We start from the raw sequence: 24,123 nt of genomic DNA, 5'->3' as shown, positions 1-24,123 counted from the left end.
CGCCAAGAATGTGGCCAAACAAAAACAACAAACAAAAACCACCAAACACACTATTGAGTTCTCAAACAACACACCCGCTTACAGGCAACCCTGCCACTGTACTCGACAGTGGCAGAGACGTCAAACCCCGTCCGCCAGTCCGGGACTGGGGCCGTGGGCAAGAGAAAGAATACTCCTTCTCGTACGACAGTCTCAAATCCGCAGGACCCGAAGGACTAACTGACGCGTTCGACCTCGGCACCGAGGCTGACCAGGTTCTCCACGAACAGCGGATAGCCCCGGTCGATGTGAAAGACGTCGTGAACCTCGGTGTCGCCGTCGGCGACCAGCCCCGCCAGCACCAGCCCAGCGCCGGCCCGGATATCCGAGGACCACACCGGCGCGCTGGACAGCTGCGGAAGTCCCCTGACCACGGCGTGGTGGCCGTCGGTCCTGGCGTCGGCGCCCAGCCGGATCATCTCCTCGACGAACCGGAACCGCGCCTCGAAGACGTTCTCGGTGATCATCGACGTGCCGTCGGCGACTGCGGCCAGCGCGATGGCCATCGGCTGCAGGTCGGTCGGAAATCCCGGGAAGGGCAGGGTCGCGACATTGATGGCCTTGGGCCGTTCGTACTGCGCGACGCGGAAGCCGTCATCGGTCTGAGTGACGGTTGCCCCGGCGTCGTGCAGCTTGTGCAGCACCAACTGCAGGTGCTGCGGATCCACGCCCGTGACCGAGATGTCGCCTCGCGTGATCGCCGCTGCGATTCCCCAGGTGGCGGCGACGATCCGGTCGCCGATCACCCGGTGCTCGGTGGGGTGAAGCCTGTCGACGCCGGTGATCGTCATGGTCGACGAGCCGGCACCCTCGATCTGCGCTCCCATCTGGTTGAGCATCGTGCACAGGTCGACGACGTCGGGTTCCCGCGCGGCGTTGCGAATGGTGGTGACGCCCTCGGCCACCACCGCCGCCATCAATATGTTCTCCGTGGCACCGACCGACGGGAACTCGAGCTGGATCTCCGCCCCGCGCAGATGGTCCGCTTCGGCAACCACACAGCCGTGTTCGATGTTGCACCGAGCACCCAGCTGGCGCAGACCAGCCTGATGCATGTCCAGGGGACGCGAGCCGATGGCGTCGCCGCCCGGCAGCGCCACCTTGGCCCGCTTGCAGCGACCGACCAGCGGTCCGAGCACGCACACCGAGGCACGGAACTGCCGGACCGCGGCGAAATCCGCGTCGTACTTGGGTTCATCCGGCGACGTGATACGGACCGTTCCGCCGTCCAATTCCACGGTGGCCCCGAGCCCCCGTAGCACCTCCGCCATCAGCGGTACGTCCAAAATGTCCGGACAGTTGGTGATGGTGCTGGTGCCCTCTGCCAATAGCGCCGCCGCCATCAGCTTCAAAACGCTGTTTTTTGCCCCCCCGACGGCTACTTCGCCCGACAACCGGTTTCCACCGGTGACCACGAATCGCTCGCTCACGCGGCCAGTTTAAACAGCGGCGCGGGCGGTGTCCGAATCCTCGCGGAGTCGCGGCGGTACCGTTTTCCCATGGCCGTACACCTGACCCGCATCTACACCCGCACCGGTGACGACGGAACCACTGGATTGAGCGACTTCAGCAGGGTTTCCAAGAACGATGCGCGGCTGGCGGCGTACGCCGATTGCGATGAGGCCAACGCTGCCATCGGCGTGGCGGTGTCCTTGGGACACCCAGATGAGCAAATGCTCAAGGTACTGCGGCAGATTCAGAACGACCTCTTCGATGCTGGCGCTGACCTGTCGACTCCCGTTGTGGAGAATCCCGAATACCCACCGCTACGCATCACCCAGAGCTACATAGACAGGCTGGAGGCGTGGTGTGACGAGTTCAATGAGCCATTGCCTGCACTGAATTCGTTTGTGCTGCCTGGCGGTACGCCTCTGTCGGCGTTGCTGCATGTTGCACGCACCGTCGCGCGCCGCGCCGAACGCTCGGCGTGGCTGGCAATCGAGGAACATCCCGACAACGTCAGCGTGCTGCCCGCCAAGTATCTCAACCGGCTGTCCGATCTGCTCTTCATTCTCTGCAGGGTCGCCAATCCAGGCGGCGACGTTTTGTGGCAACCCGGCGGTCCCGCAAAGGATTAGGCGGTGCGCCGCCGAGCGCGAGGTGACGGCCGCGACTCCAACCACGACTGAAACGCCGTCAGCGCTCCGCGATCCAGCGCTACCTCATAGCCGCGCTTGCGTTCCGGACTGGTGTCGCGCAGCTCGAGGATCACGATTTCGTCGGTCATGATGTCGAATTCGTCGCCGCGCGGCGACCGTCGCGACACGATCTCCAGGCCTCTGCGGCTGAGCCGGCGATCCGGCCACCACCTCAGGCTGGACAACCGATAAAAGCCCGCTTCGCCACCGCGGTAGCGCATCACCCCGTGGCGCCAGCCCTGCCCCCCAACGGCCGGGTAATCACGCAGGATTGCCGCGGTTCCACCGACCTGCCGCAGCTTCCACAGTCGATAGCACAGGGCGACAACGACAAGAAGAAGCACACCGACCAGCGCGACCATGATCAGCATGGACGCGCTCATCGGCGGGCCTAGTCGATCTGGCCGATTGCGCGCAGCCTGGCACGACCCCGTGCTGCCGTCGCCTCGTCGTCGGACTCGGAATCGCGCTTCGCCGCGTCGGCGTCGATCTCCGATTCGAGTTCAGCGGATTCGGCAAGAATAATGACGCCTTCGTCGGTCACCGACATGAATCCGCCGTCGACCGCGACGCGCAGGTCCTCTTCGCCTTCGCGTTCGACGCGCACCATGGCGTCGTCGACGAGCTGGGCCACCAGCGGGATGTGCCGCGGCAGGATGCCGATCTCGCCTGCCGTCGTTCGAGTGAACACGAAAGTGGCCTTGCCAGACCAGATTTCGCGCTCGACCGCGACGATGTCGACGTCCAGTTCAGCCATCTCTACTCGCTCTTGTCTTCGCCGTCGCCCTTGCCGTCGGACTCGTCCTTGCCGCCGTCGTCATTCTTGGCGTCGTCCTTCTTGGCGTCGTCGGGCGCGGGAGCACCGTCACCGCCGCCGTCTTCCATCTTGGCGCCCAGGCTTTCGGCTTTCTTCTGCAGATCCTCGAGACCGCCGATGAGGAAGAACGCCTGCTCAGGCAGATGGTCGAAATCGCCCTTCGCCAGCTTGTCGAACGCCTCGATGGTCTCCTTCAGCGGAACCGTCGAACCCGGCTGGCCGGTGAACTGCTCAGCCGCCATCATGTTCTGCGACAGGAAGCGCTCGATGCGACGAGCGCGCTGCACCAATTGCTTGTCCTCCTCGGCGAGCTCGTCGATGCCCAGAATTGCGATGATGTCTTGAAGGTCCTTGTAGCGCTGCAGGATTCGGATGACCTCCTGCGCCACGCGATAGTGCTCGTCGCCGACGACACTGGGGTCGAGGATCGTCGAACTCGAGGCCAGGGGGTCCACCGCCGGGAAGATGCCCTTGGAGAAGACCGAACGGCTGAGCTCCGTGGTGGCATCGAGGTGCGCAAACGTCGTCGCAGGCGCCGGGTCGGTGTAGTCGTCGGCCGGAACGTACACGGCCTGCATCGAGGTAATCGACCGGCCACGCGTCGAGGTGATGCGCTCTTGCAGCTCACCCATCTCGTCGGCCAGCGTCGGCTGGTAACCCACGGCAGAAGGCATGCGGCCCAACAGCGTTGACACCTCAGAGCCGGCCTGGGTGAAGCGGAAGATGTTGTCGATGAACAGCAGCACGTCCTGCTCCTGCTCGTCGCGGAAGTATTCCGCCATCGTCAGCGCCGAAAGCGCAACGCGCATACGGGTGCCGGGCGGCTCGTCCATCTGACCGAACACCAGAGCGGTGTCCTTGAGCACGTCGGCGTCGCCGAGCTCGACCCACAGGTCGTTGCCCTCACGGGTGCGCTCCCCCACGCCGGCGAACACCGAAGTACCACCGAAGTTGCGGGCGATGCGGTTGATCATCTCCTGGATCAGCACCGTCTTTCCCACGCCGGCACCGCCGAACAGGGCGATCTTGCCGCCGCGGACATACGGCGTCAGCAGGTCGACGACCTTCAGGCCGGTCTCCAGCATCTCGGTGCGGGGTTCCAGCTCATCGAACGCCGGCGGCTTGCGGTGAATGGACCACTTCTCGAAGTCCTTGCCGTAGCCCGGATCGTCGAGGCAGTCGCCGAGCGCGTTGAATACATGGCCCTTGACGCCGTCACCGACCGGCACCGCAATCGAATTGCCCGTGTCCGTCACTTCGACGCCACGTACCAGGCCGTCGGTGGGCTGCAGCGAGATGCAGCGCACGAGGTTGTCGCCGAGGTGCTGGGCGACCTCGAGTGTCAACGTCTTCGCGAGGTCCTTATAGTCGATCTCGGCGTGTAGCGCGTTGAACAGTTCGGGTACCGAGCCGCGCGGGAACTCGACGTCGACAACGGGGCCGGTGACGCGGACGACACGGCCAGCGGTGTCGGTGTTGGTTTTCTTTTCTGTCTTGTCAATAGCAGCAGTCATTCGTCTCTTCGCTTCCTACGGGCTACTTCTTGGCGGCGTCCGCGAGCGCGTTAGCACCACCGACGATTTCGCTGATTTCCTGGGTGATCTGAGATTGCCGTTCGCGGTTGGCCATCAGGGTCAAGTCCTTGATGAGGTCGTCGGCGTTGTCCGAGGCCGACTTCATCGCCCGCCGCCTTGAGGCCGACTCCGACGCCGCCGCCTCGAGAAGTGCGGCGAAGATACGGGTCGACACGTACCGCGGAAGCAGTGCACCGAACAAGGTTTCGGCGTCCGGCTCGAATGAGAACAGCGTCTGAGGTCCGGTGTCCTCTTCGCTGTACTCGATCACCATCGGCGCGATCCGGCGAGCCACCGCAACCTGCGACATCATGGACTTGAACTCGTTGAACACGATGTGTAGTTCGTCGACACCGAGGACGTTGTCGGCGCCGGGGTCGTCTCCCTCGTCGTCGATGCCGGCGGTGAAGGCATCGACCAGTGTCGAGGCGATCTCCTGCGCGTTCTCATACTCGGGCCGCTCGGAGAATCCTGTCCAGGAGTCGACGATGTCCCAGTTGCGGAAGCTGTAGTAGCCGAGGGCTTTTCGGCCCACCGTGTAGAGCACGGGCTCTTTGCCCTCCTGACGCAGCAGAGAGAACAACTCCTCAGAGCGCCGGAAGACGTTGGCGTTGTACGCCCCGCAGAGTCCGCGGTCCGACGACACCACGAGCACAGCCGCCCGGCGCGGGTTCTCACGTTCGACCAGCAGCGGGTGGTCCAAAGCGCTCGCGTCGGCCAAATTGGTCAGCATGTTGGTGATTTCGCGGTCGTAGGGCCGAGCCGCCTCGACTCGGGCCTGTGCCTTGGCGATTCGCGAGGTCGCGATCATCTCCTGGGCCTTGGTGATCTTCTTGATCGACCCGGCGGAGCGGATGCGGCCGCGCAGTTCGCGCAGTGTGGCAGCCATTAGCTCTCCGGCCTACTTCTTCTTGGGTGCGGGCTTGCGAACCTTCACTGATTCCTTCTCGACGTCTTCCTCGTCCATCGCGTCGACATGCTCGTCGGGCACGACCGAGCTGCCGTCGCTGGTCTCGAATCCCTTCTTGAAGTCGTTGACCACCTTCTCCAGCGACTTTTCCAGCTCCTCGGAGAACTTCTTGCTTTCCCGGATCTCGTCGAGGATGTTCTCGTGCGAGGACTTGACGTGCTCGAGAAACTCGCGCTCGAACTTCTGGACGTCGGCGACCGGCACGGAATCAAGGTGTCCTCTGGTTCCGAGGAAGATGGCGACCACCTGATCTTCGACCGGCATCGGGCTGTTCTGCGGCTGCTTGAGCAGCTCGACCAGCCGCTCACCGCGGTCCAGCTGGTTCTTCGACGCTTCGTCGAGGTCCGATGCGAAGGCCGCGAACGACTCGAGCTCGCGATACTGCGACAGATCCAGTCGCAGCGACCCCGCCACCTCTTTCATCGCCTTGATCTGCGCGGCGCCACCGACTCGGGAGACCGACGCGCCGACGTTGATCGCCGGGCGTACGCCCTGGTTGAACAGGTCGGTCTCCAGGAAGCACTGGCCGTCGGTGATGGAGATGACGTTGGTGGGAATGTAGGCCGAGATGTCATTGGCCTTCGTCTCGATGACCGGCAGACCGGTCAAGGAGCCACCACCCAACTCGTCAGACAGCTTTGCGCAACGTTCCAGCAGCCGGGAGTGCAGGTAGAACACGTCACCGGGGTACGCCTCCCGGCCGGGGGGACGGCGCAGCAGCAGCGAAATGGCGCGGTAGGCCTCGGCCTGCTTGGTGAGGTCGTCGAACACGATCAGCACATGCTTGCCCTGATACATCCAGTGCTGAGCGATCGACGAACCCGTATACGGCGCAAGCCATTTGAAGCCGGCCGAATCAGACGCGGGCGCGGCGACGATAGTGGTGTACTCCATCGCCCCACCCTCTTCCAGGGTGTGCTTCACGCTGGCGATCGTGGTGCCCTTCTGGCCGATCGCCACGTAGACGCAGCGCACCTGCTGCTTCTCGTCGCCGGTCTCCCAGTTCTTCCGCTGGTTGAGAATCGTATCGACGCAGACCGCGGTCTTACCGGTCTTGCGGTCGCCAATGATCAGCTGACGCTGGCCGCGCCCGATCGGCGTCTGCGAGTCGATGGCCTTGATGCCGGTCTGCAACGGCTCGCTGACGCCTTGCCGTTGAACCACCGACGGCGCCTGCAACTCCAGCGCACGACGTTCCTCGGTCTCGATTTCGCCCTGGCCGTCGATCGGCTGACCCAGCGGGTTGACCACACGGCCGAGGAAGCCGTCGCCGACTGGTACGGAAAGCACGTCGCCGGTCCGCTTGACCTGCTGACCCTCTTCGATGTTCTCGAAGTCACCGAGAATCACCGCGCCGATGCTGTGCTCGTCGAGGTTGAGCGCGACACCGAGCACGCCGCCGGGGAACTCCAGCAGCTCTTGGGTCATCACCGACGGGAGGCCCTCCACGTGGGCGATGCCATCGCCCGCGTCGATGACCGTGCCGATCTCTTCGCGGGCCGATTCGGCCTCGAAGCCGGCGACATATTCCTCGATTGCGCCCTGAATCTCGTCCGCCGAGATGGTCAACTCTGCCATGGTTCGTCTTCCTAAATCGTGTGTGGTTCGTGGTGTGGTGAGGTCACTCGGGTAGGCGGCGTTCGGCCGTCGCCAGCTTTGATGCCAACGATCCGTCGATCACCTCATCGCCGACGGCGATGGTCAGCCCGCCGATCAGCGCCGGGTCGACATCGAGCTGAATCGAAACGGGATGACCATAGATACGGGTCAGCAGTTCGGTCAGCCGCCGGCTTTGAGCATCGCTGAGCTCGCTTGCAGCACGCACTTGCGCAACGACCTCGCCACGTCGGGACACCGCCAGGTTTGCGAGGTCACGGATGGTCTCGTCAGCGCGATCGCCGTGCAGCAGGTCGACGGTCTGGCGCAACAGATCCGCGGTGTTCTTGCTTGCCTTGCGCCCAAGAACCTTGTTCAGCAACGCGATTCGGCCATCGACCGGCGTGGTGTAGTCGCTGAGCAGCGTGATGAGCCGCGGCTCCGAGTCGAGAATGCGGCTGAACCGGAACAGCTGGTCTTCGACGTCCTCGATCTGGTCTTCGCGTTCGGCGCGCACCAGCAATGCCAGACCGGCGATGTGCTCGAGCCCGAAGATCAAGTCCGACGTCGACGACCACCGCTGCGACGAAGCGGTTTTGAGCACCTGAAGGGCGGCGTCGGAAACCTTGCCGGAGAGTAGGCGCTCGACGAGTTGAACGCGCGCCTCTGATTCGCTTGAGGGGTCTGCGAGATGCCTTGCCAGAAGTGACTCACGGCGCACTAGCTTCACCGCAGACGCCAGATCGTTGGCCAAACCGGTCAACTCGCCGGCGTCGAGACCGTCCACCACTCCGTCGAACTGCCGCACCATCTCAGCCACCGACTCACGGCTGGCCGCCCGCAGCTTCGATGTGACGGCGGACTCGAAGACCTTGTTCGAAGGCGCCATCTCATCCAGCTCGTCGAGGAAGCGGTCGATCGTTGCGGACTGCTCCTCTGGATCGGAGACGAATTGACGCACCATCTCTTCTGCACGATGCACCGACTCCGCCCCGAGGCTCTGCCGAAGCTCGCGGATGAGCTGCTGGCGCAACATCTGAACCTGTTGCGCACCCAAGATTTTGATGCGCTCCAGCTCGGTGTCGGCCTGAGCTCGCAGCTGCTCGGAGATCCTTTCAGCGTCGTGCCGGGCCTCTTCGATCAGCCTGGCCGCATCGGCCTTGGCCTCTTCCAGTGCCTTCGCGTGCTCAGTGTCGGCGTCGGCAACCTTCTTCGCGGCCTCGGAATTCTCTTCCAGCTGCCTACGGACGGTCTCTTGTTGGTTCTTCATCATGTTGCGGACCGGCGGCACAACATATCTCCACACCAGGAAGACGATGACCGCGAATCCGACGAGCTGTCCGATGAAGGTCGACACGTGGCTACCGCCCCTGTCCTGTTGTGGCCGGCACGGTACGGGTAGTCACCTCGACGCCGAGCACGCGACTTGCAAGTTGCGCCGCAAAGGTCTCCACGGAGTTCTGAAGATCCGCTGTGACCGCTCGCGACTGCTCCGTCAGCTCTTGCGTGGCCTGCTGCAGCACCGACGAAACTTCGGTGTTGGCACGGGCCCGCGTATCGTCGACGATCTTCCGCCCCTCGGCGCGGGCCTCCTCGCGCACATTCGCCGCGTCGCGGCGCGCGGCCGCCATCGCCTTGCGGTAGTCCTCGTCGGCGGCCGCCCGAAGTTGTGATGCGCGCCGGTTGTCCTCAGCCGTCTTCTGCACCATGGCTTCGCGTTCGCGCAAGACCTTGGAGATCGGTGGCACCACCCATTTGGCGATCACGCCGAGCACAATCAGGAAGATGAGCAGCACGAAGAAGAACGTGCCGTTGGGGATCAGAAAGTTGCTCTGACCGCCCCCACCGCCGCCGCCTTCTTCGGCCGCCAGGATCGTCAAGCTGAGGTCAGTCATGACCGCGGGCTGCTACTTAACCGGGGTGGCGAACACGAACAGCGCCATGAAAGCCAGGTTGATGAAGTAGGCCGCCTCGACCAGACCCACCGTGATGAAGAACGGAGTGAACAGTCGGCCTTGCGCCTCGGGCTGCCGCGCGATGCCGGCGATCAGGGCGTTACCTGCGATGCCGTCGCCGATACCGGCGCCGATGGCACCGCCGGCCATGATCAGTCCACCGCCGATGAGCGCGCCCATAGCGATCTGTGGATTCATTCCTATCCTCCTTGATAACTGGTAGGGGTCCTACCAGGACGTGGGTCGAACATGATGGGTGCTAGTCATGGTGTTCATCGAGCTCCATGGACTGGCTGAAGTACAAGATCGTCAGCAGGGCGAAGATGAACGCCTGGATGGCGCCGACGAACAGGTCGAAGCTCTTCCAGATTGCGTTGGGCGCCCACATGATCCATGGCGGGAACAGTGCGATGAGTGCGACCAGGATGCCGCCGGCGAAGATATTGCCGAAGAGTCGCAGCGACAACGAGATTGGCTTGGCGAGCTCTTCGACGATGTTGATCGGCGCCAGAATGGCGACGTGGCCCTTGAGCAGCTTCACCGGATGGCCGATCACGCCGCGGCGCCAGACGCCCGCCGCGTGGTAGCAGATGAACACGAACAGCGCGAGCGCCAGCACGAAGTTGATGTCGGACGCCGGAGGCTTCAGCAGCTCGTGGATCTTGCCGCTGGAGTCGGTGTACTGCAACGGCAGCACTGACAGCCAGTTGGCGATCAGGATGAACACGAACAGCGTGACAGCCAGGGGCAGCACGAACGGCGCGATCTTCATGCCGATCGCGGCCTCGATCTGATTGCGCGTCTGGACGGTGATCGCTTCCCAGAACAATTGGACGCCGCTGGGGACGCCGCTCGATGTCACCTTGGCGCGCAAGAAGAATGCGAGCCCGAGCACGATGGCCGCGGCGATCAGGGTTGCCAGCACCGTGTCGAAGTTGACGGTGAGGCCGAACCAGTGCACCTCTTCGTGGTGGCCGACCTCGATGCCGGACTCGGCGGCGAGGATCGTTTCAGTCACTGCTTGCCCCCTTCGATTTCAACAGCCGCACCGGCCCGCAGTTTCCTCATAACCGGTAATGCCGTAGAAAACACCAGCAGTACCTGGAAAAGCGCCATTCCAAACACGACACCCAGGCCCTGCGGTCGGAAGATGAACGCGATGGTCAGCCCGATGACCGTCATCACCAACAGCCGGGTGGCGGAGTTCAGCGCCATCTTGCGTTTGAGCGGATGCTCTTCGGCGGTGATCGATTCCACCGACCGCTGCACCAGAATCGCGTTGAGCAAACCGAGTCCCAGGCCGACGCCGAAGAAGGCGCCGACCATCGGATGGTCCAGCAGAGCGGCCGCCACCGTCACCAGGCCGGCGAACACTACGCACACTGCGAACAGACGGAAGGGCCGGAAAGCTACGGACGGAAACACCAACGGCGCGTCTTGCGCTGGCGTCGTCACGGCGTCACCTCAATCCCGCGGTCACGAGGGCTAACCCAATGATTCTGTGCGTGGCGCACCGAGCGTATCGGAGTGCGCGGGCCGCGCTGGAATCACCCAAGGGGTAGCTCCCTTTGTCGGTCGTTTTTCCGTGCCGATCGGTGGTGTACCGGACGGCGTGGGGGCCGGCAACCCGCGAGGTTTTTCGGGTTCTACCAGCACCGTACCACACAGGAATCGGTCAGAAACGGGGGTCTACTACTTTTCGTCGTACACGCTCGCGTAGGAGTCGTCACCCCGCCTCAGAAGCGGGATCAACGTCGCGACGATGGCCACCGCGGTGGCCGCCAGCATCACCGCCCCTGTGTAGCGGGGATCGAAGAAGATCGTGCTTGCGGCGCCGAGCGCGACGATGCCCACCCACAAATAGATCAGCAGCACCACGCGCCGGTGCGAATGGCCGATCTGCAGCAACCGGTGGTGCAGATGCATCTTGTCGGGGCTGAACGGGCTGCGCCCTGCGCGGGTGCGCCGCACAATGGCCAACAACATGTCCAGCGCCGGCACGAACATGACGGCAACCACCAAAAGGAAGGGCGACAGCAGCGCGAAGACGTCGCGCGCGCCGTAGGCGCTCTGCGAGACCGGACCGGCCGCAGTGGTGGACGCCGCACCCAGCATCAGGCCGATCAGCATCGAGCCGGAGTCGCCCATGAAGATGCGCGCGCGGTGGAAGTTGTGCGGCAGGAAACCCAGACAGGCGCCGGCGAGCACCACCGAGATCACCGCTGGCGGGTAGAACAAAACGTCACCGCCGTGGTCACGGAGTAGACCGATCGAGAAGATCGTGATGGCCAATGCGGTGATCAGACCCAGGCCCGCGGCCAGGCCGTCGAGGCCGTCGACGAAGTTCATCGCGTTGACGATCGCGACCGTCAGCGCCAAGGTCAGCAGGATCGACGACACCTGGTCGAGCACGATGGTGCCGACGCCACCGAACGGGATGTAGAGCACGCTCCACGCGACGCCCATCGTGACCAGCACGCTGGCGGCCGTGATCTGACCGGCGAACTTGGTCAGCGCGTCCAGACCCCACTTGTCGTCGATCAATCCGATCGCCATGATCAGCCCACCCGCCACGACCGTCGCGGGCAGGCCGGACGAGTAGACGAAGCCACGGGTGAGTGCAGGCAGTTGCGAGGCGAGCAGCACGGCTGCCAGCACGCCGATGTACATCGCCAGGCCACCCATCCGCGGCGTCGGCTGCAGATGGACGTCGCGTTCCCGTGGGACCGCTACGGCGCCGACCCGGGTGGCGAGCACACGAACCCAGCCCGTCGCGAAGTAGGTGATGATCGCCGCGGTGAGGCCGACCAGCGCCAGCTCGCGCAACGGCACGCCCGCGCCTCGATCGGAGAGCGCAAGCAGCCCACCGGCCACGTTGTGCACATCGCTCACCACTGGATGAACCGTACTGGACAACGATGAGAGCGGGCGGCCGTCAGTTCGCGGGGGTGAGGGTGTCGGCGTCGACGCCGAGCACCGCAGCGATGGCCTCGGCCGTCACCGGACCCTGACGCAGGATGCGCGGATGTGCGCCGGTGAGATCGACGATGGTGGAGGCGGCCTGCTGTTGGGACGGGCCCGCGTCGAGGTAGACCGCGACGGTGTCGCCGAGCTGGCTGCGCGCCTCTTCGGCGGTGACCGCCGCGGGCCGCCCGGAGATGTTCGCGCTGGACACCGCCATCGGTCCCACTTCGCGCAACACCTCGATGGCGACCGGGTGCAGCGGCATCCGCAGCATCACGGTGCCTGCGGCGTCTCCGAGGTCCCACTGCAGCGACGGCGCTTGCTGCACGACGAGGCTGAGCGCACCGGGCCAGAACGCGCGGATCAGCTCGCGCGCCGTCTCAGGAACCGTGTGTACCAAACCCTCGATGGTGTGCCAGGAGCCGACGAGGACCGGAACCGGCATGTCGCGGCCACGGCCCTTGGCCGACAGCAGCGCAGCCACCGCGGTGTTGTCGAATGCGTCGGCGCCGATGCCGTACACCGTGTCGGTGGGCAGCACCACCAGACGTCCGCCCCTCACAGCGCTGACGGCCGAAGCGATTCCAGTCGCACGCGATTCGGCATCGGTGCAATCGAAGAGTTCACTCATGCGGCCCTCGCGCGCGTGTCGCCGTGACGAATCGGGGTCGGCCGGCCAGGTCGCGGTGGGCTGCCACGCCGACGAATTGCCCTGCGGCTCCGAACGCGTCGACGGTGGCGGTCGACGTGGTGTCGTCATGCTCCACGGCGCAGCAGGCGCCGGGCTTCAGCCAGCGGCCCGCCAGTTTCACGATCGCATGGATGACGGTCATGCCGTCCGGGCCGCCGAACAATGCGTGCGGCGGATCATGTTGGGTTACTTCGGGTTCCAGGTCAGCGCCGTCGGGAATGTAGGGCGGGTTGGCGACCAGTAGATCGACGCGTCCGTCCAATTCAGGAAGCAGTGCGGTGTCGGTGACGTCGGCGCGCACGAGCTCCACCGGTGCGCCCGACACGTTGCGGCGGGCGTAGGTCAGGGCGTCGTCAGAGTCGTCGACGGCGACCACGCGCGCGTCGGGCCAGAACTTCGACAGGCCCAGCGCCAGCGCCCCCGAGCCGGTGCAGAGGTCGACGATCAGCGGTTGCGGCGGCAGCGGCTGCGCTGCCGCCCATTCCAGCAGGCCCTCGGTCTCCGGTCTGGGAATGAACACGCCGGGGCCCACCGCGACCGTCACCGGACCCAACGGTGCCGAACCGACGATGTGCTGCAACGGGATTCGCCGTGAGCGGGCGGCGATCAGGTCGGCGTAGCGACCGCGGAATTCGTCGTCGACATCGCCGAGAAGTGCCAGCCGGCCCCTGCTGGTTCCGGCGGCGTGGGCGGCCAACTCCTCGGCATCAGCGCGCGGGGAGGCGACGCCGGCTTCGGCGAGTTCGGCTGTCGCCAGCTCGATCTCGCGTCGCAACTGCGTCGTCGTCTTCGTCATGCCTGCTGCAACCGTGCCTGCTTGTCAGCGGCGGCCAACGCGTCGAACAACGCGTCCAGATCGCCGTCAAGTACCTGGTCGAGGTTGTGGGCCTTGAAGTTGATCCTGTGGTCGGCGATGCGGTTCTCCGGAAAGTTGTACGTTCGGATGCGTTCGCTGCGGTCGACGGTGCGGATCTGGCTTGCACGGTCGGCCGACGCGTCGGCCTGGGCCTGTTCCTCGGCCAGCGCCTGCAGCCGGGCGGCGAGCACCTGCATGGCGCGAATCTTGTTCTGCAGCTGGCTGCGTTCGTTCTGACACGTCACGACGATGCCGGTGGGCAGGTGCGTGATGCGCACGGCCGAGTCGGTGGTGTTGACGCCCTGACCGCCCTTGCCTGATGACCGGTAGACGTCGATGCGCAGATCGGATTCGTCGATCTGGACTTCTTCGACCTCTTCTGGCTCGGGATAGACCAGCACGCCCGCCGCCGAGGTGTGCACGCGGCCCTGCGACTCGGTGACCGGCACCCGCTGCACGCGGTGCACGCCGCCTTCGAACTTCAGCCGCGACCAGACCCCGTCGGCTGAATCGCCCTTGCTCCTGATCGACAGCGTGGCGTCTTTGTAGCCGCCGAGATCGGAGGTCGTCTCGTCGAGCATGGTCACCGTCCACCCGTGCCGTTCGGCGTATCGGATGTACATCCGGGCCAGGTCGGCGGCGAACAGCGCCGACTCCTCACCGCCTTCGCCGGACTTCACCTCGAGCACGATGTCGTCGGCATCGTGCGGATCGCGCGGGGCCAGGAGGTCGGTCAGGTGGGTGTCGAGCTCCTCGACGGTCTTGGTGAGCTCGTCGACCTCGGACGCGAACGATTCGTCGTCGGCCGCCAGCTCACGGGCGGCTTCAAGGTCACCGCGGGCGGCCTCCAGCTTGCGGTAGGTCGCCACGATCGGTGCCAGCTGCGCGAACCGTCTGCCGACCTTGCGCGCCTTGGCCGCATCGGAGTGCAGATCGGGATCGGACAGCTGCCGTTCGAGGTCGGCGTGCTCGGACAGGATGGCGTCGATTGCTCCCCCCGGCTGAGCCGGGGATTCAGCGCGAGCGCCGCCGTCTGTCATGTCGCACTCCTTCCCCGTAACGCAAACCGACGCCCGGCCTGCGCGGATGCGACAGAGCGGGCGTCGATTGTGAAGCTACTTGTCTGCGGCCTTGCGCTTGCCGTAGCGCTTCTCGAAGCGGGCCACGCGGCCGCCGCTGTCGAGAATCTTCTGCTTGCCTGTGTAGAAGGGATGGCACTGCGAGCAGACCTCGACGTGGATCTGTCCGCTCTTCTTGGTGCTGCGGGTGGTGAACGTCGCGCCGCAGCCGCAGTGCACCGTCGTCTCGACGTAGTCAGGGTGAATACCCGATTTCATGGTGTCCTCTTCATTCGTTGGTCGCCGGGTCGCCCACAGTCGAGCGTGAACCGGAACCGAAGGTCAGCGGCCCATTATGCCAGGTCAACCGCCAGCATCCTAAACGCGCCGACGAGGGCCGCTATTCCACGGGCAATCCGGACGGACGCCGCGTCAGCGTCATGAGGATGTCGCGGATGGGCCCGCGCACGTCGTCACCGTCGCCGACGTGGAAATCGGCGTCGGTCGCGGTGAATCTGACGTTGGAAAAGCGTTTTCGCGCATTGAACGGAAATCCCATCGACCACACCCGCTCGGCGGCGACCACTGCGGCCGGAATGGGCATGGGGCGCTCGATGCCCAGTGGGACGGCGATGTCCTGGCCGTGGACGAGCACGTCCATCAACGGGTCGGCCACCGCGGTGCCGGGTGGTTTGCGGCGGCCGCCGACCATGGCCCGCAGGGCGGCGGTGATTTCGTCAGGTGTCCTGTGATCTTTCTGTGCCATACGCATGACTGCCCTGTTGAATTGGAAACCTGAGCGCAGACCCTCGAGGGCGATGCGCCCCCAGTTCGTCGCCGAGTGGGTGATGTGGGCGGCCACGTCGCGCACCGTCCAGCCCTCGCATAGAGAGGGCGTCTGCCACTGGTCGGGGGTCAGCGTGTCGAGGTAGTCGGCGAGATCGGCGCGCTGTTCGTCGATGTAGACCCAGATCTGCGCGTCGTCGGCGGCGCTGTGCGGGCTCATCGACCCGTACCGCCGACTCGCTCGTATCGAGACCCGTCGCGTTTCCACAGCACGCCGCCCGGGGGTGTCGTGCCGTAGGAGACCAGCTCGCGCTTGAGGATCTTGTTGGTCGCCGTCGAGGGCAAATCGTCGGCGATCCAGACATAACGCGGCCACGCCTTCGGCGACAGGTCGGGCTGGGCGGCGAGGAACTCCTGGAAGGCCTCCGGCCTCAATGTCGCCTCGTCGCGCAGCACCACGGCGGCCATCACCTGGTCACCGACGGACTCGTCAGGCACCGGATACACCGCGACGCGGCTGATCTCGGGCAGCCGGATCAACACTCGCTCGATCGGCGCGGCCGCCAGGTTCTCGCCGTCGACCCGCATCCAGTCGGCGGTGCGGCCCGCGAAGTAGATCCAGCCGTCGGCGTCGCGGTACGCCAGATCGCCCGACCAGTACATACCGTGGCGCAGCCGGTGATCGGTGGCGCCGGAGTCCTTGTAGTAGCCGCGGAAAAGCCCACCGCCGGTGGTGTTCACCAGCTCTCCCACGGCGGCGTCGCGGTTGAGCAGATCGCCGCTGTCGTCGAACCGGGCCACCTCGCACTCCAGCAGCGTCTCTGGGTCGTATATGGCCACACCGGGAAAGCCCTTGCCCAGCGAGCCCGGCGGACACCCGTCCTCGCGGGTGATGATGACGGCGTTCTCGGTCGACCCGAATCCGTCCCACACAGTGCAGTCGAAGCGGCGGGAGAATTCGGCGATATCGCGGTCGCTGGCCTCGTTGCCGAAGGCCACCCGCAACGGGTTGTCGCCGTCGTCAGGCCGCTCGGGGGTGGACAGAAGGTAGGCAAGCGGCTTGCCAACGTAGTTCATGAACGTGACACGGTAGCGACGGACGTCGTCGAGGAACCGCGACGTGGAGAAGACGGCGGGCACCATCGCGGCGCCCGACACGACCGCCACCCCCCAGCCCGCGTAGATGGAGTTGGAGTGAAACAGCGGCATCGAGACATAGCAGACGTCGGATGCCGTAACCGAATAGCGTTGCGCGAGCGCGCTTCCCGAGAATATCGGCATCATGTGCTGTACCTGTACGGCCTTGGGGTCGCCGCTCGTCCCCGAGGTGAAGATCATGACGAACGTATCGTCAGGACCGACCTCGCGGTGCGGCGTCAGCTGCCGCGGTGTCGAGATCAACGCCGCCCACTCGTCGCTCGAGGTGTCCAGCACGCGGACACCGGGCAGGTCGAGGCCGTCGACCAGAGGGCGGTGGACGGAATCGGTAATCAAAAGCTGGCAGTCGACGAGTGCGATGTCGCGCGCCAGCGCCTCTCCCCTGCGGGTGTTGTTGATGCAGCACAACACATAGCCGCCCAGCGCGGCGGCGGCCATGGCGGTCACCATGTCGGGGCCGTTGGCCAGCAGTACCCCGATATGGAGGGGCCGCCCGGGGTCGGCGATGTTGATCAGGGCGGCGGCCTGTGTCTGCGCCTCGGCGACGTGTTCGCGCCATGTCCACGTGCGGTCGCCGTATTTCACCGCGGGGGTGTCTTGACTGGACCGCTCACGCAACAACTGCTGGAGTGTGTCCGCCATGGCTCACCTCTGGTCGCTGAGTAAACAGAATTGCGAATTTGTCTACCATCTCCGGCCTGACCGGTAGTATCCGCCTGCCAGTTGACAGAATGCTCTGATCGCGCCCGCCTGCGCGACGGAATGACGAGGAGAACACCGGGTGACGAGCAGCACGGCCGCCAAAAGCGTTCGCGATCGATTGATCGATGCGGCCGAAGTCTGCCTGCGCGCCAAAGGAATTCGGTCCACCACCGTATCGGAGGTCGCCGAGGTGGCACAGGTGTCGCGCGGCTGGCTGTATCGGCACTTCCCGGACAAGGTGGCGTTGCTGGGGGCGGCGATCGTCCGCCTCAACGAGGCCTACTGGTCGGAGGCGCACGCCATGCTGGAGCGCTTCGACACCCTCGACGCGCAGATGGCCGCCGGCGTCGTCAACGCGCGCACCGCCTACGACGACCCGGGCTCGGTGCTGATGCGGCTACGCATCGAGGAACCCGAGGAGTTCGCCGCGTGCGCCGGCGCAGGCGTGCAGGGTCTAGTGCCGGATCTGGCCGAGTTCTGGCGACCGTATCTGCTCGCCGCGCAGGACCGCGGTGAGGTACATGCGAAGGCCGACATCGCGGAGGCGTCCGAGTGGACGGCACGGGTGCTCATCTCGTTGGCGACGGTGCCGGGCGACACCCTGGACCCCAACGACGAGGCCCAGGTGGGCAGGTTCATCCGGCGCTATGTGATGCCGGGCCTGCGAGCCGATCCGGCGTCGTAGGGGTTCGGGCGTGCCTGGTTGCGCTGAGCGCAACTCAGCACGCCGAAATCGCGGTTAGTCGGCGTCGTCCATCGAGCCCGGGGCGGTCTTGGAGACCTGCACCAGGAACTCGTAGTTGTTCTTGGTCTTGCGCAGCTGGCTCATCAGCAGGTCGATCGCCTGATGCGAGTCGAGGCCCGACAGCACCCGACGCAGCTTGTGCACGATCGCGAACTCGTCCGGCGAGAGCAGCAGCTCGTCCTTGCGGGTGCCCGACGGGTTGACGTCGACGGCCGGGAACACGCGCCGCTCGGAGATCTTGCGGTCGAGCTTGAGCTCGGCGTTGCCGGTGCCCTTGAACTCCTCGAAGATCACCGTGTCACCGGTCGAGCCGGTCTCCACCATCGCGGTGGCGATGATCGTCAGCGATCCGCCGTTTTCGATGTTGCGGGCCGCGCCGAGGAACCGCTTGGGCGGATACAGGGCCGTGGAGTCGACACCGCCGGACAGGATGCGGCCCGAGGCCGGCGACGCGTTGTTGTACGCGCGGCCCAGACGGGTGATCGAGTCGAGCAGTACGACGACGTCCTTGCCCTGCTCGACCAGGCGCTTGGCCCGCTCGATGGCCAGCTCGGCGGCCTGGGTGTGATCGGACGGCGGACGGTCGAAGGTAGAGGCGATGACCTCGCCCTTCACCGAGCGCTGCATGTCAGTGACCTCCTCGGGCCGTTCGTCGACGAGGACGACCATGAGGTGGCATTCCGGGTTGTTCTTGGTGATCGCGTTGGCGATGTCCTGAAGGATCGTGGTCTTACCGGCCTTCGGCGGCGACACGATCAGGGCGCGCTGTCCCTTGCCGATCGGCATGATCAGGTCGATGACGCGAGTGGTGAGCTTCTCGGAGGTGGTTTCCAGGCGCAGCCGCTGGTTCGGGTAGAGCGGGGTCAGTTTGCCGAACTCGGGGCGTTTCTTGGCGTCGTCGACCGGTCCGCCGTTGACGGAGTCGATGCGCACCAGCGGGTTGAACTTCTGCCGCTGGTTGGGTTGCTCGCCATCCTTGGGCAAGCGCACGGCACCGGTGATGGCGTCGCCGCGGCGCAGGCCGTTTTTGCGCACCATGTTCATCGACACGTAGACGTCGTTGGGTCCTGCGAGGTAACCCGAAGTGCGGACGAACGCGTAGTTGTCGAGCACGTCGAGAATGCCCGCGACGGGCTGAACAACGTCGTCTTCGCGCAGTTCCGTGTCGCCGCCGCCGTCGCCACCGCCGCGTTCACCGCGGCGCCTGCGATCGCGGAAGCGCCGACCGCGGCGGCCCTGCCGACCGTCACCGTCGTCATCGGCGTTCGAGCCGCGATTCTGGTTGTTCTGGTCGCCGCCCTGCTGGTCCCCACCGTCCTGCTTGGTGTCGGGCTTGGTGTCCTGCTGGTTCTTGTTCTTGTCGGCCTTGTCGGACTTGTCTGCGGGCGCGCCGTCCTTGGCGTCCTGCTTGGAGTCCTGGTCGTCCTTCTCGCCGGGGGCTCCGGCACCGCGAGAGGCGCCGCGCCGCTCACGACGCTGCTGGGGCTGCTCGGTGTCGGTATCGGCCGTGCCGTTCTGCGCCGCGCCGTCACCGGCCTTCCCGCCGTCCTTATCGCGCTTGTCTGCCTTCGCCGTATCGGTGGCATTGCCGACCGACTCGCCGCGGCTCTCGCGGATCGCGGCGATGAGTTCGCTCTTGCGCATACCGGAGGCACCCTTGACGCCCACCGAGTTGGCCAGGGCGCGCAGCTCGGGCAGCACCATGGTCGACAGCGAGCCAGTCGAGGCGTCGGTGGTGACGTCGGCTTTGGGCGCTGGATCTGTTGCCGGCGCGGTGGTGCTCGGCGCGTCAGCGGCCGCAGGAGATGAGTCGTTCGAATTCACGGTGTTCGGCAGCTCGGCCTGATCGGGGCTGCCCTCAGCCGTGACGAGGTCCGTTTCAGTCACGGATTTCCTTTCCTTCCCCCGGTGATCACGTCACAGAGGGTTCGTTGCACCCAGCCAAATGGCCGGCTGCGAAGCTCCACCGTCGCAGCTGCAACGGTGATGGCCGGGATTCGCGGCATTATCGCGAACCGTCAGTCCACGAGTGGAAGTCCAAAAAGTGAGTAGTTGTCCTAGTGTCGGCGCAGGTGAAAGCCTTGCGATTGCTGGACGACTGCGAGAATAACCCGCTTCGTAACCGGAAGCAAGAAACACGCTGTGCCGAATGAGACAGTTGTCAACTCCGAACGGGAACGCCTGAGGTCCATCTCACGCCTTCGCCTACGGACATCTCGCGGACGGTGTATCCATTCGCGGCGCCGAATTCCAAGGCTTCTGCGGGCAACTCCGCCTGAGTGCTCAAGCCGATAACCGCAGGTCCAGCCCCCGATAGCACCGCTGCAATGCCACAACGCCGCAGCAGGTGCAGATATTCCGCCGACGTCCGCATCGCGTTCGCCCGGTGCGGCTGGTGCAGCACGTCCTCGGTGGCTTCCATCAGCAGATCCGGCCGCTCGGTCAGGGCCACGACCAGCAGCGCTGCCCTACTCACGTTGAACCGGGCGTCGGAGTGGCTGACGGACCTGGGCAGCAGCACGCGCGTCTCGGCGGTCAGCGACCGCTGCTCGGGGATGGCCGGGAACAGGTGGATGTCGCGATGGATCCGCAGCGGGGCGGCCGCGTAGCGCGGACCGGCCGCCCCGGTCGACGACCACGACACCACCCCGCCGCCCATCACCGCCGCCGCAGCGTTGTCGGGATGGCCCTCGAATTCCGATGCTCGCTGAACCAGCTCCGCTTCAGACATCGGGGTCAGACCAGCCTGGGTGACAAGGCCGTTGACCGCCGCAAGCCCGCCAACCACCGCGGCAGCAGACGAGCCGAGCCCGCGTGATTGCGGAATGCTGTTGCGGCAGCTGACATTCAGGCCGGCAACGGTGGCGCCGACAGCCCGCAGGCCGTGCTGTATCGCCCGTACCACGAGGTGTGTGGAATCCAGTGGCACCTGTCCGGCGCCTTCACCGTCGACGTCGACGGTGAGACCGGATTCGGTTGTTTCGACGTGGATTTCGTCATACAGGCTTAACGCCAGACCGAGACTGTCGAACCCTGGACCGAGGTTGGCACTCGACGCCGCGACGACACTGGTCGCTGTCAGTCCCGCTGGCAGTGTGTGTGTCACGGATTCTCCGTCAGCCCAGTCCGAGCTCTGCGACCACGACGCCGGCGTCCACCGGGACCGGTGTCACCGTCGGCATGCCCTTCAGGGCGGTGTCGGGATCCTTAAGGCCGTTGCCGGTCACCGTGCACACCACCATCGACCCCTTGGCCACCCAGCCATCTTCGACGGACTTGAGCAGGCCGGCGACGCTGGCCGCCGATGCGGGCTCGACGAACACGCCCTCGCTGGCCGCGATCAGGTGGTAGGCCTCGAGGATCTCCTCGTCGGTGGCGGCCAGGAAGCGTCCGCCGGACTGCTGCTGCGCCTGGACTGCGCCGGTCCAGGATGCGGGCGCACCGATGCGGATGGCGGTGGCGATGGTCTCCGGGTTCTTGACCGGCTCGCCCAGCACCAGCGGCGCGGCGCCGGCCGCCTGCGTTCCGAGCATCCGCGGCAGGCGGTCGGACAACCCGTCCCGGTGGTATTCGGTGTAGCCCTTCCAGTAGGCCGTGATATTGCCCGCGTTGCCGACAGGCAGGGCGTGTACGTCGGGGGCGGTGCCCAGCGCGTCGACGATCTCGAAGGCCGCGGTCTTCTGTCCCTCGATGCGGTATGGGTTGACGGAGTTCACCAGCGCGATCGCCGGATAGTCGGTGGCGAGCTTGCGCGCCAGCTCCAGGCAGTCGTCGAAGTTCCCGTCGATCTGCAGGATCTTGGCGCCGTGCATGACGGCCTGCGCGAGCTTGCCCATTGCGATCTTGCCCTGCGGGATCAGGACCGCGCAGGTGATGCCCGCACGCGCGGCGTAGGCGGCGGCCGACGCCGAGGTATTTCCGGTGGACGCGCACAGCACGGCCTCCTGGCCGCGGGCCACCGATTCGGTGACGGCCACGGTCATCCCGCGGTCCTTGAACGACCCTGTCGGGTTGAGGCCTTCCACCTTCAAATGCACTGTGCAGCCGGTTCGTTCGGACAGCCGCTTGGCATGGATCAGCGGCGTGCCGCCTTCCAGGAGCGTGATCGGCGTCCACGTGTCCTCGACCGGGAGCCGATCGCGGTACGCAGCGATCAGCCCGGGCCACGGCGTGTGCACGGCTGCGCGGGTGGAACTCATTCGCTGGTTCCTTCGAGTCGGAGCACGCTCGTCACTTCCTGTACGACGTCGAGGTCGCCGAGTGCGGTCACGGTCTCTGACAACGCCGCGTCGGTGGCCTCGTGAGTGACCACCACGATTCGCGCACCACAACGCTGACCACCTTCGTCGACCACACCCTCCTGGCGGACCTCGGCGATGCTCACTTCGCGCTTGCCGAATTCGGCTGCCACCGAAGCCAATACGCCGGGACGGTCGGCGACGTTCATGCTGACGTAGTAGCGGGTGGGGATGAACCCGATGGGTGAGATCGGCAGTTTGGCGTACTTGGACTCGCGGGGGCCGCGGCCGCCCTGCACGCGGTTGCGCGCCGCCATCACCAGGTCTCCCATCACCGCCGAGGCGGTGGGGGCTCCGCCGGCTCCCTGCCCGTAGAACATCAGCCGGCCGGCCGCTTCAGCCTCGACGACGACCGCGTTGAACGCACCGTTGACGGCCGCCAGAGGATGGTTCAACGGCACCAGCGCCGGATAGACCCGGGCTGAGATCCGTTGCTGTCCCTCGTCATTGGTCAAGCGTTCACAGATGGACAGAAGTTTGATGGTGCATCCGAGCGCGCGTGCGATCACAAAGTCGTCCGACGTCACCTTGGTGATGCCCTCGCGGTAGACGTCGTCGGCGGTCACCCGGGTGTGGAACGCGATGGACGCTAAAATCGCGGCCTTCGCCGCGGCGTCGTAACCCTCCACATCGGCGGTCGGGTCGGCCTCTGCATAACCGAGCGCGCTCGCATCGGCCAGAGCCGAGTCGTAATCCGCACCGGTGCTGGCCATCTCGGAGAGGATGTAGTTCGTCGTGCCGTTGACGATGCCGGCCACTCGCAGCACCGTGTCGCCTGCCAGCGACTGGGTCAGCGGACGGATCACCGGGATCGCTCCAGCGACGGCGGCCTCGAAATATAGGTCGACGTGGGCGTGCTCAGCGGCCTGGGCCAACTCGCCGGTCGACTGCGCCATCAGCGCCTTGTTCGCGGTGACGACGGATCTGCCCTTCTCCAGTGCCGACAGGATCGCCTTGCGCGCCGGTTCAACAGGACCCATCAGTTCGACGACGATGTCGACGTCATCACGGGAGACCAGTTCCTCGATGTCGTTGGTGAGCATGTCGATCGGTACGCCCCGGTCGGCGGCAACCCGGCGGACGCCGACACCGCGCAGCTCCAGCGGTGCGCCGATGCGCGCGGCCAGGTCTGCCGCATCCTCCTCGATGATGCGCACAACCTCGCTGCCGACGTTGCCCAGTCCCAATACCGCGACGCCTACCGGTTTTTGGTTCATGACTTCCCCCTACCTCACTTCCAGACTGAGCAGATCGTCAACCGTCTCCCGACGCAGGATCAGGCGTGCCCCCCCGCCGCGCACCGCCACCACTGCGGGACGGCCGATCAGGTTGTAGCGGCTCGACATCGAGTAGCAGTACGCGCCCGTGGCCGCGACACCCAGCAGGTCACCCGGCTGGATGTCGTCGGAGACCCAGGCATCGCGCACCACGATATCCCCGCTTTCGCAGTGCTTTCCGACGACACGGCCCAGCGTCGGCGCTGCTGTGCTGCTTCGCGAAATCAAGCGCACATCGTATTCGGCTCCATAGAGCGAGGTCCTGATGTTGTCGCTCATGCCGCCGTCGACGCTGACGTAGCGGCGGTGAGCGGTGGGGCTGACCGCCACGTCCTTGACGGTGCCCACCCGGTACAGGGTGATCGTGCCGGGTCCCGCGATGGCGCGTCCCGGCTCGACCACCAGGCGCGGGGTGGGCAGGCCGACGGCGGCCGACTCGTTGGCCACGATGGCGCCGAGCTTGGCGGCCAGATCCTCGACCGGCGGCGGGTCATCCTGG

24 protein-coding genes and 1 pseudogene are annotated in these 24,123 nt (G+C 65.5%); 2 read left to right on the top strand and 23 right to left on the bottom strand.

From position 1 onward, the window contains the following. Positions 1-215: 215 nt before the first annotated feature. Positions 216-1,469, bottom strand: coding sequence for a UDP-N-acetylglucosamine 1-carboxyvinyltransferase (gene murA, locus A5651_RS19840; protein WP_066984833.1), 1,254 nt, complete (start codon positions 1,467-1,469; stop codon positions 216-218). A gap of 69 nt (positions 1,470-1,538) precedes the next feature. Here murA and A5651_RS19835 point away from each other — a divergent pair, with 69 nt between their 5' ends. Next, positions 1,539-2,117, top strand: coding sequence for a cob(I)yrinic acid a,c-diamide adenosyltransferase (locus tag A5651_RS19835; protein ID WP_066984829.1), 579 nt, complete (start codon positions 1,539-1,541; stop codon positions 2,115-2,117). On the opposite strand, the gene A5651_RS19830 is transcribed toward A5651_RS19835, so the two are convergent. From A5651_RS19830 to fadD1, 17 genes are all read right to left on the bottom strand, one after another. Next, a complete protein-coding gene (locus A5651_RS19830; RefSeq protein WP_066984826.1) occupies positions 2,114-2,560 on the bottom strand; it encodes a DUF2550 domain-containing protein in 447 nt (148 codons plus the stop codon). The two genes, A5651_RS19835 and A5651_RS19830, sit on opposite strands and share 4 nt — an antisense overlap. Positions 2,561-2,568: 8 nt before the next feature. After that, a complete protein-coding gene (locus tag A5651_RS19825; protein WP_066984823.1) occupies positions 2,569-2,934 on the bottom strand; it encodes a F0F1 ATP synthase subunit epsilon in 366 nt (121 codons plus the stop codon). Positions 2,935-2,936: 2 nt separating this feature from the next. Next, positions 2,937-4,508 carry a F0F1 ATP synthase subunit beta gene (gene atpD / locus A5651_RS19820; protein WP_066984820.1) on the bottom strand — a complete coding sequence of 524 codons (1,572 nt, stop codon included), beginning with the start codon at positions 4,506-4,508 and terminating at the stop codon, positions 2,937-2,939. A gap of 22 nt (positions 4,509-4,530) precedes the next feature. After that, complete coding sequence (locus tag A5651_RS19815; RefSeq protein WP_066984817.1) at positions 4,531-5,457, bottom strand: F0F1 ATP synthase subunit gamma; 927 nt, start codon at positions 5,455-5,457, stop codon at positions 4,531-4,533. Positions 5,458-5,469: 12 nt separating this feature from the next. Further along, positions 5,470-7,116: a F0F1 ATP synthase subunit alpha gene (atpA, locus tag A5651_RS19810; protein ID WP_066984815.1), complete on the bottom strand. Its 1,647-nt coding sequence runs from the start codon at positions 7,114-7,116 to the stop codon at positions 5,470-5,472. A 43-nt stretch (positions 7,117-7,159) separates the two neighbouring features. Continuing rightward, complete coding sequence (locus A5651_RS19805; RefSeq protein WP_066984812.1) at positions 7,160-8,491, bottom strand: F0F1 ATP synthase subunit B/delta; 1,332 nt, start codon at positions 8,489-8,491, stop codon at positions 7,160-7,162. 4 nt (positions 8,492-8,495) lie between these two features. Continuing rightward, positions 8,496-9,029, bottom strand: coding sequence for a F0F1 ATP synthase subunit B (locus A5651_RS19800; RefSeq protein ID WP_066984809.1), 534 nt, complete (start codon positions 9,027-9,029; stop codon positions 8,496-8,498). 12 nt (positions 9,030-9,041) lie between these two features. Then, the gene (locus A5651_RS19795) at positions 9,042-9,287 is read right to left on the bottom strand and encodes a F0F1 ATP synthase subunit C (protein WP_066984807.1); all 246 of its coding nucleotides are present in this window, start codon (positions 9,285-9,287) and stop codon (positions 9,042-9,044) included. 61 nt (positions 9,288-9,348) lie between these two features. Next, positions 9,349-10,107 carry a F0F1 ATP synthase subunit A gene (gene atpB, locus A5651_RS19790; protein WP_066984800.1) on the bottom strand — a complete coding sequence of 253 codons (759 nt, stop codon included), beginning with the start codon at positions 10,105-10,107 and terminating at the stop codon, positions 9,349-9,351. Continuing rightward, positions 10,104-10,544: an ATP synthase subunit I gene (locus tag A5651_RS19785; protein WP_066984797.1), complete on the bottom strand. Its 441-nt coding sequence runs from the start codon at positions 10,542-10,544 to the stop codon at positions 10,104-10,106. The genes atpB and A5651_RS19785 overlap by 4 nt, the downstream gene beginning before the upstream one ends. Before the next feature lie 237 nt (positions 10,545-10,781). Continuing rightward, on the bottom strand, positions 10,782-12,005 hold the full coding sequence (locus A5651_RS19780) for a glycosyltransferase family 4 protein (protein WP_082943868.1): 1,224 nt from the start codon (positions 12,003-12,005) through the stop codon (positions 10,782-10,784). 19 nt (positions 12,006-12,024) lie between these two features. After that, positions 12,025-12,684 (bottom strand): L-threonylcarbamoyladenylate synthase, encoded by a 660-nt coding sequence (locus tag A5651_RS19775; protein ID WP_066984794.1) that lies wholly within the window; start codon positions 12,682-12,684, stop codon positions 12,025-12,027. Next, the gene (prmC, locus tag A5651_RS19770) at positions 12,677-13,540 is read right to left on the bottom strand and encodes a peptide chain release factor N(5)-glutamine methyltransferase (protein ID WP_066984792.1); all 864 of its coding nucleotides are present in this window, start codon (positions 13,538-13,540) and stop codon (positions 12,677-12,679) included. The genes A5651_RS19775 and prmC overlap by 8 nt, the downstream gene beginning before the upstream one ends. Then, positions 13,537-14,640 carry a peptide chain release factor 1 gene (gene prfA, locus A5651_RS19765; protein ID WP_066984790.1) on the bottom strand — a complete coding sequence of 368 codons (1,104 nt, stop codon included), beginning with the start codon at positions 14,638-14,640 and terminating at the stop codon, positions 13,537-13,539. Before prfA ends, prmC begins: the two co-directional genes overlap by 4 nt. Positions 14,641-14,715: 75 nt before the next feature. Then, complete coding sequence (gene rpmE, locus A5651_RS19760; protein WP_066984787.1) at positions 14,716-14,937, bottom strand: 50S ribosomal protein L31; 222 nt, start codon at positions 14,935-14,937, stop codon at positions 14,716-14,718. 121 nt (positions 14,938-15,058) lie between these two features. After that, positions 15,059-15,664: a maleylpyruvate isomerase family mycothiol-dependent enzyme gene (locus A5651_RS19755; RefSeq protein WP_066984784.1), complete on the bottom strand. Its 606-nt coding sequence runs from the start codon at positions 15,662-15,664 to the stop codon at positions 15,059-15,061. Continuing rightward, positions 15,661-17,244, bottom strand: a complete 1,584-nt coding sequence (gene fadD1, locus A5651_RS19750) for a fatty-acid--CoA ligase FadD1 (protein ID WP_066984781.1) — start codon at positions 17,242-17,244, stop codon at positions 15,661-15,663. Before fadD1 ends, A5651_RS19755 begins: the two co-directional genes overlap by 4 nt. Positions 17,245-17,383: 139 nt before the next feature. Here fadD1 and A5651_RS19745 point away from each other — a divergent pair, with 139 nt between their 5' ends. Then, positions 17,384-17,989, top strand: a complete 606-nt coding sequence (locus tag A5651_RS19745; protein WP_066984779.1) for a TetR/AcrR family transcriptional regulator — start codon at positions 17,384-17,386, stop codon at positions 17,987-17,989. Positions 17,990-18,043: 54 nt separating this feature from the next. On the opposite strand, the gene rho is transcribed toward A5651_RS19745, so the two are convergent. From rho to A5651_RS19720, 5 genes and pseudogenes are all read right to left on the bottom strand, one after another. Further along, positions 18,044-19,936 (bottom strand): transcription termination factor Rho, encoded by a 1,893-nt coding sequence (rho, locus tag A5651_RS19740; protein ID WP_082943867.1) that lies wholly within the window; start codon positions 19,934-19,936, stop codon positions 18,044-18,046. A 274-nt stretch (positions 19,937-20,210) separates the two neighbouring features. Continuing rightward, complete coding sequence (gene thrB / locus A5651_RS19735) at positions 20,211-21,155, bottom strand: homoserine kinase (protein WP_066984777.1); 945 nt, start codon at positions 21,153-21,155, stop codon at positions 20,211-20,213. Positions 21,156-21,165: 10 nt separating this feature from the next. Continuing rightward, entirely contained in the window at positions 21,166-22,248 is a 1,083-nt protein-coding gene (gene thrC / locus A5651_RS19730; RefSeq protein WP_066984774.1) for a threonine synthase, read from the bottom strand. Then, positions 22,245-23,564, bottom strand: a complete 1,320-nt coding sequence (locus A5651_RS19725) for a homoserine dehydrogenase (protein ID WP_066984766.1) — start codon at positions 23,562-23,564, stop codon at positions 22,245-22,247. Before A5651_RS19725 ends, thrC begins: the two co-directional genes overlap by 4 nt. 9 nt (positions 23,565-23,573) lie before the next feature. Further along, positions 23,574-24,123, bottom strand: a pseudogene (locus tag A5651_RS19720) (diaminopimelate decarboxylase); the annotation flags it as partial.

Origin of the sequence: Mycobacterium sp. 1274761.0, from assembly GCF_001668615.1 — a bacterium.
Classification (GTDB): domain Bacteria; phylum Actinomycetota; class Actinomycetes; order Mycobacteriales; family Mycobacteriaceae; genus Mycobacterium.
This window is presented reverse-complemented; position numbering and strand designations above follow the sequence as displayed.

Bases quoted from the DNA above. Each gene is read 5' to 3' on its own strand.
- fadD1 (WP_066984781.1), bottom strand. From the start codon at position 17,244: ATGGCGGACACACTCCAGCAGTTGTTGCGTGAGCGGTCCAGTCAAGAC.
- prmC (WP_066984792.1), bottom strand. From the start codon at position 13,540: ATGACGAAGACGACGACGCAGTTGCGACGCGAGATCGAGCTGGCGACA.
- A5651_RS19725 (WP_066984766.1), bottom strand. From the start codon at position 23,564: ATGAACCAAAAACCGGTAGGCGTCGCGGTATTGGGACTGGGCAACGTC.
- A5651_RS19775 (WP_066984794.1), bottom strand. From the start codon at position 12,684: ATGAGTGAACTCTTCGATTGCACCGATGCCGAATCGCGTGCGACTGGA.
- rpmE (WP_066984787.1), bottom strand. From the start codon at position 14,937: ATGAAATCGGGTATTCACCCTGACTACGTCGAGACGACGGTGCACTGC.
- atpA (WP_066984815.1), bottom strand. From the start codon at position 7,116: ATGGCAGAGTTGACCATCTCGGCGGACGAGATTCAGGGCGCAATCGAG.
- atpD (WP_066984820.1), bottom strand. From the start codon at position 4,508: ATGACTGCTGCTATTGACAAGACAGAAAAGAAAACCAACACCGACACC.
- thrC (WP_066984774.1), bottom strand. From the start codon at position 22,248: ATGAGTTCCACCCGCGCAGCCGTGCACACGCCGTGGCCCGGGCTGATC.
- A5651_RS19835 (WP_066984829.1), top strand. From the start codon at position 1,539: ATGGCCGTACACCTGACCCGCATCTACACCCGCACCGGTGACGACGGA.
- A5651_RS19830 (WP_066984826.1), bottom strand. From the start codon at position 2,560: ATGAGCGCGTCCATGCTGATCATGGTCGCGCTGGTCGGTGTGCTTCTT.
- A5651_RS19755 (WP_066984784.1), bottom strand. From the start codon at position 15,664: ATGAGCCCGCACAGCGCCGCCGACGACGCGCAGATCTGGGTCTACATC.
- A5651_RS19800 (WP_066984809.1), bottom strand. From the start codon at position 9,029: ATGACTGACCTCAGCTTGACGATCCTGGCGGCCGAAGAAGGCGGCGGC.
- prfA (WP_066984790.1), bottom strand. From the start codon at position 14,640: ATGACAGACGGCGGCGCTCGCGCTGAATCCCCGGCTCAGCCGGGGGGA.
- A5651_RS19795 (WP_066984807.1), bottom strand. From the start codon at position 9,287: ATGAATCCACAGATCGCTATGGGCGCGCTCATCGGCGGTGGACTGATC.
- A5651_RS19815 (WP_066984817.1), bottom strand. From the start codon at position 5,457: ATGGCTGCCACACTGCGCGAACTGCGCGGCCGCATCCGCTCCGCCGGG.
- A5651_RS19825 (WP_066984823.1), bottom strand. From the start codon at position 2,934: ATGGCTGAACTGGACGTCGACATCGTCGCGGTCGAGCGCGAAATCTGG.